The organism is Burkholderia gladioli (assembly GCF_000959725.1).
In the GTDB taxonomy this organism is placed as follows: domain Bacteria; phylum Pseudomonadota; class Gammaproteobacteria; order Burkholderiales; family Burkholderiaceae; genus Burkholderia; species Burkholderia gladioli.
Genome location: NZ_CP009323.1, coordinates 3027010 through 3040670, shown reverse-complemented (window position 1 = coordinate 3040670; position 13661 = coordinate 3027010). Strand labels below are relative to the sequence as shown.

The following is a 13661-nucleotide window of genomic DNA, read 5'->3' as shown; positions in this document are numbered from 1 at the left end:
CGCGCCGAGGCGCCGCCCGCGACCCGGGCGGCGTTCGCGCAGGCGGCCCGCCGCATCGCGGCGCGCGGCCGCCGCGGGCCGTCAACCGGAATGGAGATCGATGAACATGCATTGGCTATCCGCCGTCCTGCGCGCCGCCGCGGGCAGCATCGTCTGCGCCGTGCTGGCCGCGCCGCCGGCCTGCGCCGGCACGCCGGCCGCGACGGGCGCCGCACGAGCCGGCGATGCGCGCCACGACGCGCTGCAGGCCACGCTCGAGCGCTTCGCGCAGGCCGCGCGCCCCGGCACGCTGGGCGTGGTCGTGCTGGACCTGGAGCGGCCCGCCCGCTGGCAGGTCAACGGCACGCTGCCGTTTCCCATGATGAGCGTCTTCAAGGCGCCGCTCGGCGCCACCGTGCTGGACCTCGCGGAACAGGGCAGGTTGCCGCTCGGGCAGCGCATCACGATCACGCGCGACCAGCTGCGCGGCGGCCACAGCCCAATTCGCGAAACCTTCCAGGGCCAGCAGATGAGCTTCACGGTCGACACGCTGCTGCGCGCGGCCGTCAGCGACAGCGACAACACCGCCGCGGATGCGCTGCTGCGAGCCGTGGGCGGCCCGGCCGTCGTCACCGGCTGGCTGCGCGCGCATGGCATCGAGGGCATGCGTGTCGACATGGACGAGGGCGAGGTCTCGCGGATCTTCGGCAATCTCGGCGCATCTCCGGCCCCGCCGCCCGCGGAAAGCGCGCAGCAACGCAGCCGGCGCCTGCAGGGCGGCCTCGACGCCTACCTGGCCGACCCGCGCAACCGCACCACGCCGCTGGCCGCGGCCGAATTCCTGCGCAAGCTGGCCGGCGGCGAGCTGCTCCCACCCACCGCCACGCGGCGCCTGCTCGGGCTGCTGCGGGATCAGACGCAGCCGCGCCGGCTGCGCGCCGGCCTGCCGCCCGGCGTCACGTTCGCCGACAAGTGCGGCACCTCGCTGACGGTCAACGGCACCACCGCCGCGTTCAACGATATCGGCATCCTCACCTGGCCCGACGGACACCGGCTCGTGATTGCCGCCTTCCTGAGCGCCTCGCGTGCCTCGCGCGCCGAGCGCGAGCGCCTGTTCGCCGACCTGGCGCGCGCGGTGGCGAGCGCCGCGGCCCGCTGACGATTCGAGCGGCGCGGCGAGCGGGGGACGCGGCCGGCCTTCAGGGACGCTAGGCCGGCGTGCCCCGCTCCGCCCCGCCACCCTCGTGCAGCGCGCAGCCTGACGGCGAGCGCGACCTGCCTTTCACGCTGCTGCGCGTGGCCACGCTCGCGCTCGACTACGCGAAGGCCTTCACCCTGCCGCTGCTGGTATACGAGCAGAGCAGCGGCAGCACCCTCGCCGTCGGTATCGCCTACTTCGTGGAATTCCTGCCGCGCGCGCTGCTCTCGCCGATCTTCGGCTCGATCGTCGATCGCAGCAAGGGCAAGTGGCTGGTCTACCTCGTCGAGATATTGCGCGTCGTGCTGATGCTCGCCTGGGCGGTGCTGGGCCGCACGCAATACGGCTGGACCCTCTCGAGCGCGGTGTCGCTGTGTTCGGGGATGACGCTGGTGTACTACGAGGCGAGCGCGGCTCGACGGCTCGAACCCGGGACGCTGCAAGGCTTCCAGATCCGCTCGCAGTTGCTGGAGCCGCTGGCGCGGCTGGTGGGTCCGGGCGCGGCGGCGCTGGCCGTCGCGCATCTCTCGCCGCTCGCGGCGATCGACGGCCTCGCGCTCGGCTACGCGCTCGTGCTGGCCGCATCGTTCGCGTGGCGCGGCGCCACCTCGATCCTGGCCGCCGCCATCCTCGACAGATGGACGCCGGCCGAGGAATGGCGGCGCTTCGCGACGCTCGCGGCGAACGCGCGCCTGCTCACGCTCACTCTCGCCGCCGGCTTGCTGAACGTGCTGTTCGGGGTGTTCCAATCGCTGATCGCGCCGGTCATGATCGGCCACTACCGCATGCCGATCGCCTACAGCGCCTTGCCGAGCTTCGTCGGCGGCACGATTTCGTTCGCGCTGTGCATCCTCGTGCCGCGCCTCGCCGGACGCCGGCCGCCCGCCGATTTCGGCACGCTCGGCACCGCCAGCCTCGCGGCGGCCGCCGCGCTGTGCGCGCTCGACGTCGGGCCCTGGGCGTTCTGCGTGGCGTTCGGCTTGCTGATCGTCGGCAGCGCTCTGTATGGCATCTTCTTTCGCCACATGCGCTACGAACTGATCCCGGCCAGCCAGATCGCCCAGGGTATCGGCGCCACGACCTCGGTCACCACCGCGTTCCTGCCGGTGGCCGGCCTGGTCACCGCCTCCACCGTCGCGTTCTCGCCGGTGCTCGTGATCGGCGCGCTGGGGCTGGCGGTGGCGGCTGCGCTGTTCCTGTCGATCCGCCATGTCTGCCGCGCAAACCCGCCGCGCACCGCGCCGCTCACGCCCTCCGATTCCTAGCGCGGCGCCTAGAACGATGCGCCGAGCGTAGCGAACAGGTCGTAGCTGCGGCGCCGGGCGTTGCCGAAATCGGTCAGCAGGCCGAGCTTGCCGCGCCAGTAGCGGTTCGCCTGGAAGCTCGCCGCCATCGACAGCCGGCCGTAGGTCGCGCTGGCGCCATCCACCGCCGTCTCGATCGGCAAGGCCGGCGCATAGCGCTGCGAGGTTTCGAGCGTGCGGCTGTCGAAGGCGTCGTGGCGCAGGGCGGCCTCGACCTCGAACTCGCCGCCGCGCAGCCCGGCCGCGGCGAGCGGCAGCGTCATGCGCAGCCCGGCCCCGCCGCTCGCGCCTTTGAGGCGCTGCACGCCGACGTTCTGCACCAGGATCGGATCGCCGGTTTCGGTGTAGCCGCGCATGACGAGCTGCTGGTAGCCGATGTCGGCCACCGGCCCAAGCCTCGCAACACCGAGCGGGTACAGATAACCGAGCTTGAACACGGCGCCGAAATCGAAGCCGCTGGTGCCGCCGTCGAGCGACGGCGCGAGCACCGCGGTCCGCTCGAGCCGGTAGCGCTCCCAGCCGGCGCCCACGTACACGCGGGTGAACAGCCCGGCGCGATCGAACGCATGATAGACGCCGAGGCGATAGGCATGCAGGCCGAGTTCGCCCTGCCCGTTGTCGAGCCAGGCGCCGGCATTGCCGCTCGACAACACCGCGCCGATCCGCGAGACGCCCGACAGGCGATACTCGGCGCCGACCGAGAAATTCTCGACGTTGCTGTCGAATGCATCGATGCCCTTCGCCGCGCCATGGAAGTCGCGCGTGTAGCCGCCCGCCACCGCGATCGACACGCGCTCGGACAGCATCGCGCGTGCCGGGCCGCCGGCGCCGCCTTCGGCCATCGCGAGCGCCTGCTGCGTGCTGGCGCGCACCGCGTCGAGCCCCATCTCGGGGGCGGTGGAGAGCGCGGCCGGGGCATCGAGCTGGTTGGCGATGTAACGCGCGATGTATTGGTGGACGCTGGTCATGACATGGGTGCCGTCGGCGGTCAGATAGGTGTTCTGCACCGCCACCGAGCCGGTATTGCAGGCCGGCACGGCGCGGCATTGCACCTCCGGGGTATCGTTGAGCCCGTAGGCCGACGGGTTCGCGCGCATCTGGTTGAGCAGCCCGGCGACGTCGAACAGATGCACATTCACGCCGCGCCGCGAGAACTGCGCGAGCTCGCCGGGCAGCTTGCCGTTGTAGTCGACGTAGCCGGGCCGGCTTCCCGCGTCGTCGTTGAGGTTCAGGACCACGAACTGCCGGGCGCCCGCATCGACCAGCCGCTGCAACTGCGTGTTCAGGTTCGACAGCGTATAGGCGCTCATCTGCGCGATGTCGGTCGGCCGCGGCACGCCGAGGAACGGCTCGATGCCGTTGAGCGCGGCCTTGGTCAGGTCCTGGTCGTTGGTGCCGATCCAGATGCCGACCAGATCGTTGGCGCCGAGCCGTGGATGCGCCGCCAGCAACTCGTCCACCTGGTCGATGAAGCCCGGCATGTTGCGCCAGGCCGGCTGGTTCGCCACGATGTTCAGGTAGCCGCCGTGGCCGCTCAGCGCGCCGTTGATCGCATAGTCGTCGTCCGCCCTGAAGTTCGCGCCGATCAGGCCCGGCAGGTATTCCGCCCAGACCGGGCCGTCGGACGAGCGGCCGTCGCGGAAGATCGTGGAAGTGGCGTTGGGCAGGATTCCGGTCAGCCTGACCACCCGGCCGTTGTCGGTCAGGCTGTCGCCGAGTGCATAGAATTCGTAGCCATGGGCCGGCACGCACGCGGCGCAGGCCAGGCTGAAGGCGATCGCGCGCAGCGATCGTGAAATCGGATTGGACAGGTTCATAGGGCGCAGTGGCGTAGCTCGGGGTGACGAACGCGCGGGCCAGCACCGGGCGCCCGATCGCGCGGGGGAGGATCGCTTAGTCGGCGTAGGTGCCGCGGAACTCGCTGGCGAAGCGATCGACGTCGCATTCGGCCAGGTGATTGATGCCGGCGGCAAGCTTGCGCCCCCCACCGGTCGCGAAACCGCGACAGAAATCGTCCGCCCCGTGCTGCCTGCCGGCCGGCACGCGCACGCTCACCACGTAGCCGCCGCCGCGCCGCGGGCTCAGCACGGCGAGCGCGCGCCCGGGCCGCTGCTGCATCAGCTCGTTGGCCAGCACGCCGCTCACACGGCGCGCCCAGCGCTGCGAAGGCAGCACCAGCATCGCGACACCCGGCAGATCGTATTCGGGCTGCACCGCGCAGGCCTCGTGCAGGTCGCTGCGGTAACCCTCGGCCAACACCGCCAGGATGCCGGTGCCGGCCACGAAGGCGAGTGGATCGGCATAGGGCAACATCGCCTCGGCCAGCACCTCGGGCGCATAGAACAGATCGGCCGGATCGTCGCCGTAAGCGTTGTAGTTGAGGCAGCGTCCCAGCAGCGCGAGCGCCTCCACGGTGTCGGCGGCGAGTGCATGGCGATGCGCGAGCGCCGCGCCGAGCCGCGGCAGCGAATCGCCGAAGGCCGCGGCCACCGCCCATTGCGCATGACGCCCGCCGAGATAACGGTCGACCAGCGTGCTGGTGCAAACATTGGTACTCGTATCGATATGCGCCTGCAGCGCGGGATGAGACGGCACGCTGCCCGCGAAGTGGTGGTCGAAATAGCGAATCGCGGCGCCGCCCGCGAGCAACCGGGCGACGTCGTCGCGATTGCTGTCGTGCGACAGGTCGAGCACCGTCACGCAACAATCCGCATCGGCATTCACGCGCGCGAGCAGGCGAATGTCGCGCTTGACGCCCGTCACGAGCGCACTGCCCTCGCCTTCGACGAGCCGAAGCTGCTGCAGGGCGCAAAGGCCGTCCGCGTCGCCGTTGAATACGTGGATATGCGTCGCGCGTTCGCACCATGGAATCGTCGCGTCGGTACCGCGATGCGTGTCGGCCGCATCGTGCGGTGCCAGTGTGTAGTCGTTCGTCACCACACGGCCCTCTCTTTTCGTTATTGACATGGGACCGGCACGGGGAAACCGATGCGCTCGCCGGTCGATCGCACCGTCGTGATCGCGGCGCTGCATCGTTGTACCGCGAGTGCTGCCGCGAGGTCAATGCGATCGGCGGGGCGCGCGATGCCGCGATGCTCGCGATCGTATCGCGAACCGGCTCAACCGCCGGTGGCGGGATGGAGCGGGAAGGTCCTGCTGCCGGCACCGCGCCACTGCGTGACTTCGGCACCTCGCATCAGCCGCGAAGCTCTCAGCGTGGCACTGACGAGCGCATACAGCCGGTCGGCGTCGGAGCCGTACATGTACAGGTAGCCGTCGTTGCCGTCCAGATGCAATTCGGTCTCGCCAAGCTCGCCCGCCTGCGCGCGCTCGATTTGCACGCGCAAGGCTTGCTCGAGCTGGCGCAACCGCGGCAGCTCGCGTTCGTAGAAAGTGAAATGCACCATCACGACGGGAGCGGACGACGTGGAGGATGCGGTGGGAGCGGGCGAAGCCGCCAGCGCGCGCGAGGCAAGCAGCGCGATGCTCAGGAGGACGGCGAATTCTCGGATTCTCGACATGGCTGGTGGTGGATGCACCGGATGGATCGTCATTGTCGGGGATCGCCGTGGCGGAGTCGAGCGCCACCCGGATCCACCGCTCGCCACGGCGAGTACTTCATGCTGGCTGTATCGGCCCAATAGTGGCTGACCGCCTTGATCGCTTTCACGCCGGCCGGTATCTCGACGCTGCGCACCTATCTCGCGCTACTCGGTTTCCGCAATTTCTCGTCATGCATCGTGATGCTTGTACTGGACACGGAAGCCCTGCCCGGCATGGCGCTGGATCTGGACAAGCTTTCGCTCCTCCTCGCCCCTGCTCGCTCGGCACACGCAACTCACAAGTGACAGATACCGTCGCATGGAAGTGACCGTGCTTGAATACCTTTTCCGGGCGATTTAATCTTGCCGACTCTCGAACCTGAAGCTACCGATATGGCCGACTCCGCCGACATTCGTTTCCTGCTCGTGATTCAGGACAGTGGAAGTCTCACGGCCGCCTCCCGAAAACTCGGGCTGTCGCCGTCTGCGGTCACGCAGCGGCTGCAGCAACTCGAAAAGAAGCTGGCTACGCGGCTGGTCGACCGCACGGCACGCACGCTGAGATTCACCGAGGAGGGCCAGTTGCTGTGCCGGCGCGGCGCAGACCTGATACAGCAGTTCGACGCGCTGTTCGAACATGTTCGGCACCGCCGAGGTCGGCTTACGCACGTATTGGCATAATCGCATCGGTCTAGGCCTGGTAGACGGCGCGCAAGCACCCGAAGTTGAATCGCCGGGGCTCGATTCGCTCGTTCCATGGGCCAGCCGCTTCGGGACAAGGTCCACCGGCTTCAAATAATTCCGCGCCGCTCGATTCCGAAACTCCGGATGACGTGCGCGCATGCCGTGCGAGCGTTTTGTCGTGCACCCGGCGTCGCTTTCCCCCTGGATAGGATCCGGTGGGAACGGCTCGTTCTGCCCGAAGCGCGGGACGCAAACGCTGACTGATCGATACTCAGTCCAGCAGCGCCGCGAGCCCGGCTCCCGTCGCCCTCGCCACCTTGACCAAGCGTGCTTCCGGCATCCCCTCGCGCGCCATTCCCGACAAGCCCGACATCACTGTCGACACGTAATCCGTCACCGCATCGGCGCGGCGAGGATGTGTCCTCGCCACGAACGCGCGAATTTCCGCGCGACGCCGCTCAGCGATCCGGCGCGCGAGCAGCGCGCTCTCGCTTTGCGCGTGACCGCGCGCTGCTTCGAGGACAAGACAGCCGGTGCATTGGGGATCGTGAGCATAACGGTGCGCCGCAAGTTCGAGCAAATCCACGAGCGCCTCCGTCGGCGATCGATGCGGCTGCAGGATGCCGGCCAGCGGCAGCTCGGTGCTCGCATATCGCTCCAGCACGTGTTCGAAGAATTTCGCCTTGCTGCCGAACGCGGCATAGAAGCTCGGCGGCGTGATGCCCAGTGTGGCCGTCAGCGCACTCAGGCCTACTGCGTCATAGCCGGTCATATGAAACAGGCGCTGACCAACCGCAAGTGCCGTGTCGGGATCGAACATGCGTGGACGACCACGCCCCGGCCTGGCTGCAGAATTTAAATTAGTGGCCACTACAAAAATCCTTGCATCATCGTTCGCCAAATAATATAGTGGCCACTACTTAAAAACAAGGCTTGGCGCCTTGCCTCGACGGAGCCATATCGAGGGAGAAAACGCCGATTGCGCCATCCGTCGCCACGAACCACAACAGTCGTGCCGACCGCCCGCGCATGTCGCTTTCGCGCCCAGTCAGCGGCGCAAACGGCGTTCGCCGCGCCCACTACCACCGCCGTGGTCATGGTCGATTCCCCCTTTCACCAAACTCGCAACGCATCGCTCGCCCGCGATGCCTTTACAAGGAACCCATTCGATGACTGAGCAATTCAGCCCCTGGCATGTCACGCCCGCGCGCACGATCCGGCGCGGCCATTTCTGGGTGCCTGGCGAGCGGGTCGCCATCGGCCAGCGAACCTATCAGCGCGGGCCGATGTATGTCGAGTGGGAAGCGCCCGAGACTGTCACGCGCAAATGGCCAATCGTGCTGATGCACGGCGGCGGCTTTCAGGGCACGGAATGGTTCGACACGCCCGACGGACGCCCCGGTTGGGCACAGCGTCTGGTCGAGGCAGGATATGCGGTGCTCGTCGTGGATCGCCCGGGCCACGGACGTTCGCCGTATCACGTCGATACGCTTGGCGCCATGGGGCCTCCCTTCTCGTATGAAGGCGGCCGTCAGATCTATTTTCCGGGCGACGACACACGTCATACGCAATGGCCGTTCGGCGTGGACGATGAACACGCGATGGACGAGTTCATCGCCGGATACGGGCCCTTGCCGCACGACCTCGAAGCCTCGCAGACGATGGATGCCGACCGCACCGCCAGCCTGCTCGACCGCATCGGCCCCGCGATTCTGATCACGCATTCCGCCTCGGGGCCAGACGGCTGGCTGGTGGCCGATCGTCGCCCGCATCTCGTCAAGGCAATCGCCGCGATCGAGCCGATGGGACCACCGTTCGCGACGATCCCCAACATCGGTGAGATGCGCTGGGGACCAACCGCCGCGCCGCTACGGTTCGAGCCGCCGGTGCGTGAACCCGACACGCTGCGGCGTGCGCAACCGGGCGATTTCACGCTGCCGTCTCTGGCCGAGGTGCCGATTCTCATCGTCACCGCCGAAGCGTCCGCGTTTGCCGCGGCCAGCCCGCCGACAGCAGCGTTTCTCGATGCATGCGGCGCGTCGACACGAGTGTTGCAACTCGCGGATTGCGGCGTGCACGGCAACGGCCACGGGCTCATCTACGAAAAGAATTCCGATGCCGCGCTCGTGCCGGTGCTCGACTGGATCACGCACATCGTCTGACAGCGGCTACCCGAAGCCCACGCGGCATCACGCTCGCGAACGCGATGCCGCGGCGTTGGCGTAGCCGGCGCCGCAGGCCACGGGATCGTGCCCAACTAGCGCGCGATGGGCTTCACACTCGGCTGGCACGCGCTCGATCCGCTGGCCGGTCCACACAGCTCGCCCACATAGCTAAAGGCCGAATCACGTCGGTGGCATGTCATCCATCCAATGACGGTTCGGATATCTGCGACGTTGCTGCAGCCGGAATCGCTCCAGATCCATGTTGGTCCCCAACACCTGCACAGTGCCCTACATGAAGTCAAAATGTTGCGAATCAGAGTGTCGAGGATCGGGCTAATCCATTGATTTGACTGGCCCGCCCTACACGATTTGAACGTGTGACCTACGGCTTAGAGACGGTTTCAAAAAGGGCCCGAGGGGCTGTTAACTTTCGCGGCGAGCTGTTAACCTCAGGCATCGGAACAACCGAGACGAGGAGATGGGCAAGCCAATCATCGACGACGAGTTGTGGACACTGATCGAGCCGTTACTGCCGCCATCCAAGCCACGGCGCAAGAAGAACCCGGGCCGCCTGCCGGTTTCGAATCGCGCCGCGCTGACCGGCATCTTGTTCGTTCTCAAGACCGGACTGCGCTGGCGCGATCTGCCTGCCGAGATGGGTTGCGGCTCGGGCGTGACATGTTGGCGACGGCTACGCGATTGGCAGGCTGCCGGTGTGTGGGACCGTTTGCACGAGCTGCTGCTCGCGAAGCTGCGCGCAGCAGACCAAATCGACTTCTCGCGAGCCGCTGTCGATTCATCATCGATTCGCGCAGTTGGGGCGGGCCAAAAACTGGGCCAAACCCAACCGATCGCGCGCGACCCGGTTCCAAGCACCACATCGTCACCGACGCCAACGGCACGCCGCTTGCCGCGATCCTGACCGGCGCGAACGTCAACGATGTCACGCAATTGCTGCCGCTGATTGACGCGATTGCGCCGATTCGCGGACTGCGAGGCCACCCGCTGCAAAGACCGCGTGTGGTCTACGCCGATCGAGGATACGACTCCGAGCGACATCGACGAGCGTTGCGCAATCGCGGTATTGAGCCGGTGATCGCCAGGCGCCGTACCGAACACGGCAGCGGCCTTGGCAAATATCGCTGGGTCGTTGAACGCACGCATGCTTGGCTGCATCACTTCCGTCGCCTCCGTATTCGTTTCGAGCGACGTGCGGACATTCACGGCGCGTTCCTCAAACTCGGTTGCTGCCTGATCTGCTGGAATACCCTTCGGCGCGTCGAGCAGCCTTTATGAAACCGTCTCTTAGAAGGCCGAAGGTTTTTGCATTCTTCGACATGGATCTGACCTGCCTGATTTCTTCGGGCCATTTCAATCTTGGAGAACGGCCTCGGTTGCTTCAGTTGAACAATACCGCTGCTTGAACTCGTTGGGCGTCAGATAGGCCAGGCTCGAATGCGGCCGGATGGCATTGTAGTGACGCCGCCACTGCTCGATAACAACCTTCGCTTCCGTGCGCGTTCGAAACCACTCAAGGCTCAGGCATTCATCTCGGAACTTGCCGTTTAAGCTCTCGGATTGGCCCAGGATTCCTAACGCAGATCAGTATCGAAAGATATCGAAGAAATGATAAATGTTCAATCTGATCTCGGCCGTGGTAGGCGATTGTGCTAATATCAATAGGCATGGTTGCGTCTGATTTTACCGAAGCGGCGACTCAAAATACACGTCTCTAACTGTAAAATGCATTGGGGCTGGCTGATGTCAAATCACAAGAAAAAAATAACTCTTGTGTTATGCGTGGTAGCTGCGGCGCTAACCATACCGATGGGAAGCAACCTGGCGTACGCTGCGTCAGAAACGAGCGACACACTCGCCACCCAAATATCGTCATCCAAGTCCAAACTGTCCGAAGGGAGGGCTGCCTTAGGTGAACTTAATACCGCTTCCAGTTGCCTAAATACAAAGAGCGGAAAATTACTCTCCGAGAGAAAAGCTGCCGAGGACGCCCTCGCCGTCAGCATGAAGGATAGGCAAAATCTGGAAGATAAGAAGGCGCCGTTGCAAGTCGATTACAACAAGAAAAATGAGTTATATCAATCGGCCATCAAAGAGTCCAATAATTTGCAACGGGCATTCGGCCAGGCGAATGCCGTCCTTGAGGAACTCAGAGATGTATGGAATAAATGCATGAACGCTCCAAGCGTTATCGCCCCGCTGAAAGCGGCATGCGCGTTGGGGAACGCCATCTCGAATGCCGCTCATGCTGCTGACCAGATCAATCAATCAATACAGGAAAACAATAAGATCGTCGATAAATCCAAAGCAGATGCGAGTGCAGCTTATGCAGAATTAGCAAAAGCACAATCTTTAATTGACGAAAATCAGAAGTCGATCAACTCGGAAAATAAAAAAATCAAGAAAAATACCGAGCACATCGCATTCATCAGCAAGGATCGCGGAAAGATCGAGTCGCTGGCTTTTTCTATGAAGAAGGCCTCGACCGATCTATCGGAGAAAATAACCGAGGCGTCAGAAATAAACCTGTCTAGCAGCCGCGTGATCCGCCTTTCACGAGAGCTTTCTGACCTCGAGAAAAATCTAAACGAATCCATTGCAATTAAGGACTCCTTGTTTTTAGACGCCGACTCCGTTTTAACGAGTGGTTGGCGCGCCGAATGCAAACTTTGATTGAACCGAAGACGCGCGGGGTATCTCCGCAGTCGCCACATTGCATCACCACGCTCGGAGCATATGACATGGGACAAACTATCCAGTTTGTAAGCAAGGATGCGGTGCTAAATAGCAATATCGAATCTGCAATCGAGAAGATTTCTGCGACCACGCCGCTCAGCTTGCCCGGAGAAACCTCCGATATCGTTTCATCGTATATCGAGAAGATTCAAGGAAACTATAATGTTGATCGCGCAAAGCAAGATACTGAAAGCGCGATAAATCTTATGTATATCGCATACAATACAACTCCTCAGGAAGAGGCGGAAACTCGAAAGAAAATCGAAGACGTTGCCGAGGAGTTGAAGACCGCCCAGGAGGATAGTGCTTTAGCAATGCAAAGCGCGCTAACGGCTGCCACGGGAATTTCTCATAGTATACACCGGAGCTTCGACGAATGGCTCGAAGTTCGGGCACCGCTCGAAGATGCCAACGAGAGTGCGGTCGATGAGTTGAAAGAGTATCTAAAAGATGATCTTCTTGACCTCGCTGAGAAGATCAAAAAAAAGTCAATTTTGCTAAAGGATGCTCTCGAAAAAACGTCCACTCTCTACGAGAGTATCATCAAGAACATCCTGACCGTTACTCAGAATAGCGAATTCCTTCTGGCCGAGAGACTAAAAGACAAGCAGCGGATGAAAGAGGAAATCTTGAAAATGAAGGCGCGAGAGCATGCGCTGGAAAAGCTAGTCGAGGAACTCAAAGCCGATGTCAAACGTTATAACGACATGGCGGCGGAGTTTGAGAAGCGTGCCACGACCGCGGAAGAGCGCGCGTTTATCTTGTCGCTTGTGCAGATTGGGGCGCAGGTGATCGCAGCGGCACTTCCGCCCATCGCCGCGGCCGCAACGGCTTCCTCGACTGGTGGGGCCTCCGTTGTCGCTTCAGGGGTAGCGAGTACGATGACGCGATCCAAAGATACCCTTGAGGAAACAGCGGGTGATAGCAAGGGTGAACACACAGGTGGAAAGAAAACGGAGAAGCTAAGGGAGAAGGCAGAGGCTCAAGAGAAACTGGAGTTGTTGAATAATGAAATCACTGAACTTTCGGGTGAGATAGAGTCATTGAAGGCGAGTAAATCAAAGGAAGAGAAGCCCAACACGAAGGGTCATGACGATAAGCATGACGGGCACTCATCGGAGGACGCCGGTCATGCTTCCAGTCTCGACGAACGTATCCAGACGAAGGAGGGCGAGCTTGCAAAGAAAAAGAAGGAGCGGAATACTTTGTCGGTGACACTAGCATCGCTATCCGACTCAATTGCCGCGTTTGACAGAGGCCTGGATAAGGTCGTCGAAAAGTACGAAGGTACTGCCCGGAGCCTTCGCGAGATGCAGATGAAAATGCTGGACAAGGCGGAGGAGTTCGAGAAGGCAAAGCGAGAGCAAAATAGCGAGCTCGATGAAATTCGTGTTCTGCTTGCGGGCAAGCGAGACAAGGAAGAATCATTGCAACTCACAATTCGATCGTTGAATTTGAGTGTTACGGCGCTCAAGCGCGCTAAGGAGATTGTGGATGAGCTATCGCTATTTTTTAAATTTTTCGCCGCCTTTATGGAGCGCACAATAGAAGAAATAAAAGACGATATTGAGGAATGTTCCAAAGCGCTCAAAAAAAAGAAGCTTCGGCCGAGTGCGATCACCAACCTTGTCAAGCTTGGCGATCGTTTTTTTATCTGCCGCCAGGCGGAGTGGCACGCGATCAACACGGTTTGTTCGAAATTTCTCGCGAGTTTCGATAGTGGCGCTCACCTGTCGATCCGTCTGATGGCGATGTATCTTTCCGAGGATGACCTGAAGATCTATCTCAAGACCGTGCCGGAGACGCTTCAAAAGATCATCGACTCTAGGAAAGCGGCGAGTACCGGTAAAATCCAGAATCTCGCGGACTATCGGAAGGATCTCCAGCAAGGTGTAGTTGGGTGACGCATATTAATTTCGAATTCGGGCGGTCGGCATGATAGCCAGGTCTTCGTTTAAGCGTTGCGGAGATTCGCCAGAAGAACCTGAAAAGACCACGAGTGCGGCCAAAGCTTCGGTAACCCCCCCGTTAAAAA

Annotated in this window: 11 protein-coding genes and 2 pseudogenes; 8 read left to right on the top strand and 5 right to left on the bottom strand. The window is 62.8% G+C overall.

What is annotated here, in order from left to right; genetic code table 11:
* The first annotated feature begins 106 nt into the window (after positions 1–106).
* Entirely contained in the window at positions 107–1138 is a 1032-nt protein-coding gene (bla, locus tag BM43_RS30605) for a class A beta-lactamase (protein WP_157693189.1), read from the top strand.
* Between the two features lie 59 nt (positions 1139–1197).
* Positions 1198–2442: an MFS transporter gene (locus tag BM43_RS30600; RefSeq protein WP_042287227.1), complete on the top strand. Its 1245-nt coding sequence runs from the start codon at positions 1198–1200 to the stop codon at positions 2440–2442.
* Between the two features lie 8 nt (positions 2443–2450).
* On the opposite strand, the gene BM43_RS30595 is transcribed toward BM43_RS30600, so the two are convergent.
* The 3 genes from BM43_RS30595 to BM43_RS30585 form a co-directional block, all read right to left on the bottom strand.
* Complete coding sequence (locus BM43_RS30595; protein ID WP_042287230.1) at positions 2451–4298, bottom strand: autotransporter domain-containing esterase; 1848 nt, start codon at positions 4296–4298, stop codon at positions 2451–2453.
* A 76-nt stretch (positions 4299–4374) separates the two neighbouring features.
* Positions 4375–5352 carry a hypothetical protein gene (locus BM43_RS30590; protein WP_036053576.1) on the bottom strand — a complete coding sequence of 326 codons (978 nt, stop codon included), beginning with the start codon at positions 5350–5352 and terminating at the stop codon, positions 4375–4377.
* A 248-nt stretch (positions 5353–5600) separates the two neighbouring features.
* The gene (locus BM43_RS30585; protein ID WP_226285024.1) at positions 5601–6035 is read right to left on the bottom strand and encodes a hypothetical protein; all 435 of its coding nucleotides are present in this window, start codon (positions 6033–6035) and stop codon (positions 5601–5603) included.
* 102 nt (positions 6036–6137) lie between these two features.
* Here BM43_RS30585 and BM43_RS30580 point away from each other — a divergent pair, with 102 nt between their 5' ends.
* Both BM43_RS30580 and BM43_RS30575 read left to right on the top strand, forming a co-directional pair.
* A complete protein-coding gene (locus tag BM43_RS30580; protein WP_036051952.1) occupies positions 6138–6329 on the top strand; it encodes a hypothetical protein in 192 nt (63 codons plus the stop codon).
* 87 nt (positions 6330–6416) lie between these two features.
* Positions 6417–6698 (top strand): annotated as a pseudogene (locus tag BM43_RS30575) (LysR family transcriptional regulator); the annotation flags it as partial.
* A gap of 280 nt (positions 6699–6978) precedes the next feature.
* Here the strand turns inward: BM43_RS30575 and BM43_RS30570 are convergent.
* On the bottom strand, positions 6979–7527 hold the full coding sequence (locus tag BM43_RS30570; RefSeq protein ID WP_042287233.1) for a TetR/AcrR family transcriptional regulator: 549 nt from the start codon (positions 7525–7527) through the stop codon (positions 6979–6981).
* 349 nt (positions 7528–7876) lie between these two features.
* On the opposite strand from BM43_RS30570, the gene BM43_RS30565 reads away from it, so the two are divergent.
* Both BM43_RS30565 and BM43_RS39565 read left to right on the top strand, forming a co-directional pair.
* Entirely contained in the window at positions 7877–8869 is a 993-nt protein-coding gene (locus BM43_RS30565; RefSeq protein ID WP_042287236.1) for an alpha/beta hydrolase, read from the top strand.
* A gap of 481 nt (positions 8870–9350) precedes the next feature.
* A protein-coding gene (locus BM43_RS39565) for an IS5 family transposase (RefSeq protein ID WP_088555423.1) occupies positions 9351–10168 on the top strand; the annotation gives its coding sequence in 2 pieces (ribosomal slippage) (positions 9351–9699 and positions 9699–10168; 819 coding nt in all).
* A gap of 75 nt (positions 10169–10243) precedes the next feature.
* On the opposite strand, the pseudogene BM43_RS39560 reads toward BM43_RS39565, so the two are convergent.
* Positions 10244–10456 (bottom strand): annotated as a pseudogene (locus BM43_RS39560) (integrase core domain-containing protein); the annotation flags it as partial.
* A 177-nt stretch (positions 10457–10633) separates the two neighbouring features.
* Here BM43_RS39560 and BM43_RS40910 point away from each other — a divergent pair.
* Together BM43_RS40910 and BM43_RS30555 are read left to right on the top strand one after the other, a co-directional pair.
* The gene (locus BM43_RS40910) at positions 10634–11563 is read left to right on the top strand and encodes a hypothetical protein (RefSeq protein WP_126242168.1); all 930 of its coding nucleotides are present in this window, start codon (positions 10634–10636) and stop codon (positions 11561–11563) included.
* Entirely contained in the window at positions 11551–13530 is a 1980-nt protein-coding gene (locus BM43_RS30555) for a coiled-coil domain-containing protein (RefSeq protein WP_144417706.1), read from the top strand. The genes BM43_RS40910 and BM43_RS30555 overlap by 13 nt, the downstream gene beginning before the upstream one ends.
* Positions 13531–13661: the final 131 nt, after the last annotated feature.

What these genes read in the sequence shown, in the direction of transcription:
- bla (WP_157693189.1), top strand. Translation starts at nt 107, where the DNA reads ATGCATTGGCTATCCGCCGTCCTGCGCGCCGCCGCGGGCAGCATCGTC.
- BM43_RS30595 (WP_042287230.1), bottom strand. Translation starts at nt 4,298, where the DNA reads ATGAACCTGTCCAATCCGATTTCACGATCGCTGCGCGCGATCGCCTTC.
- BM43_RS30585 (WP_226285024.1), bottom strand. Translation starts at nt 6,035, where the DNA reads ATGACGATCCATCCGGTGCATCCACCACCAGCCATGTCGAGAATCCGA.
- BM43_RS30570 (WP_042287233.1), bottom strand. Translation starts at nt 7,527, where the DNA reads ATGTTCGATCCCGACACGGCACTTGCGGTTGGTCAGCGCCTGTTTCAT.
- BM43_RS30565 (WP_042287236.1), top strand. Translation starts at nt 7,877, where the DNA reads ATGACTGAGCAATTCAGCCCCTGGCATGTCACGCCCGCGCGCACGATC.
- BM43_RS40910 (WP_126242168.1), top strand. Translation starts at nt 10,634, where the DNA reads ATGTCAAATCACAAGAAAAAAATAACTCTTGTGTTATGCGTGGTAGCT.
- BM43_RS30555 (WP_144417706.1), top strand. Translation starts at nt 11,551, where the DNA reads ATGCAAACTTTGATTGAACCGAAGACGCGCGGGGTATCTCCGCAGTCG.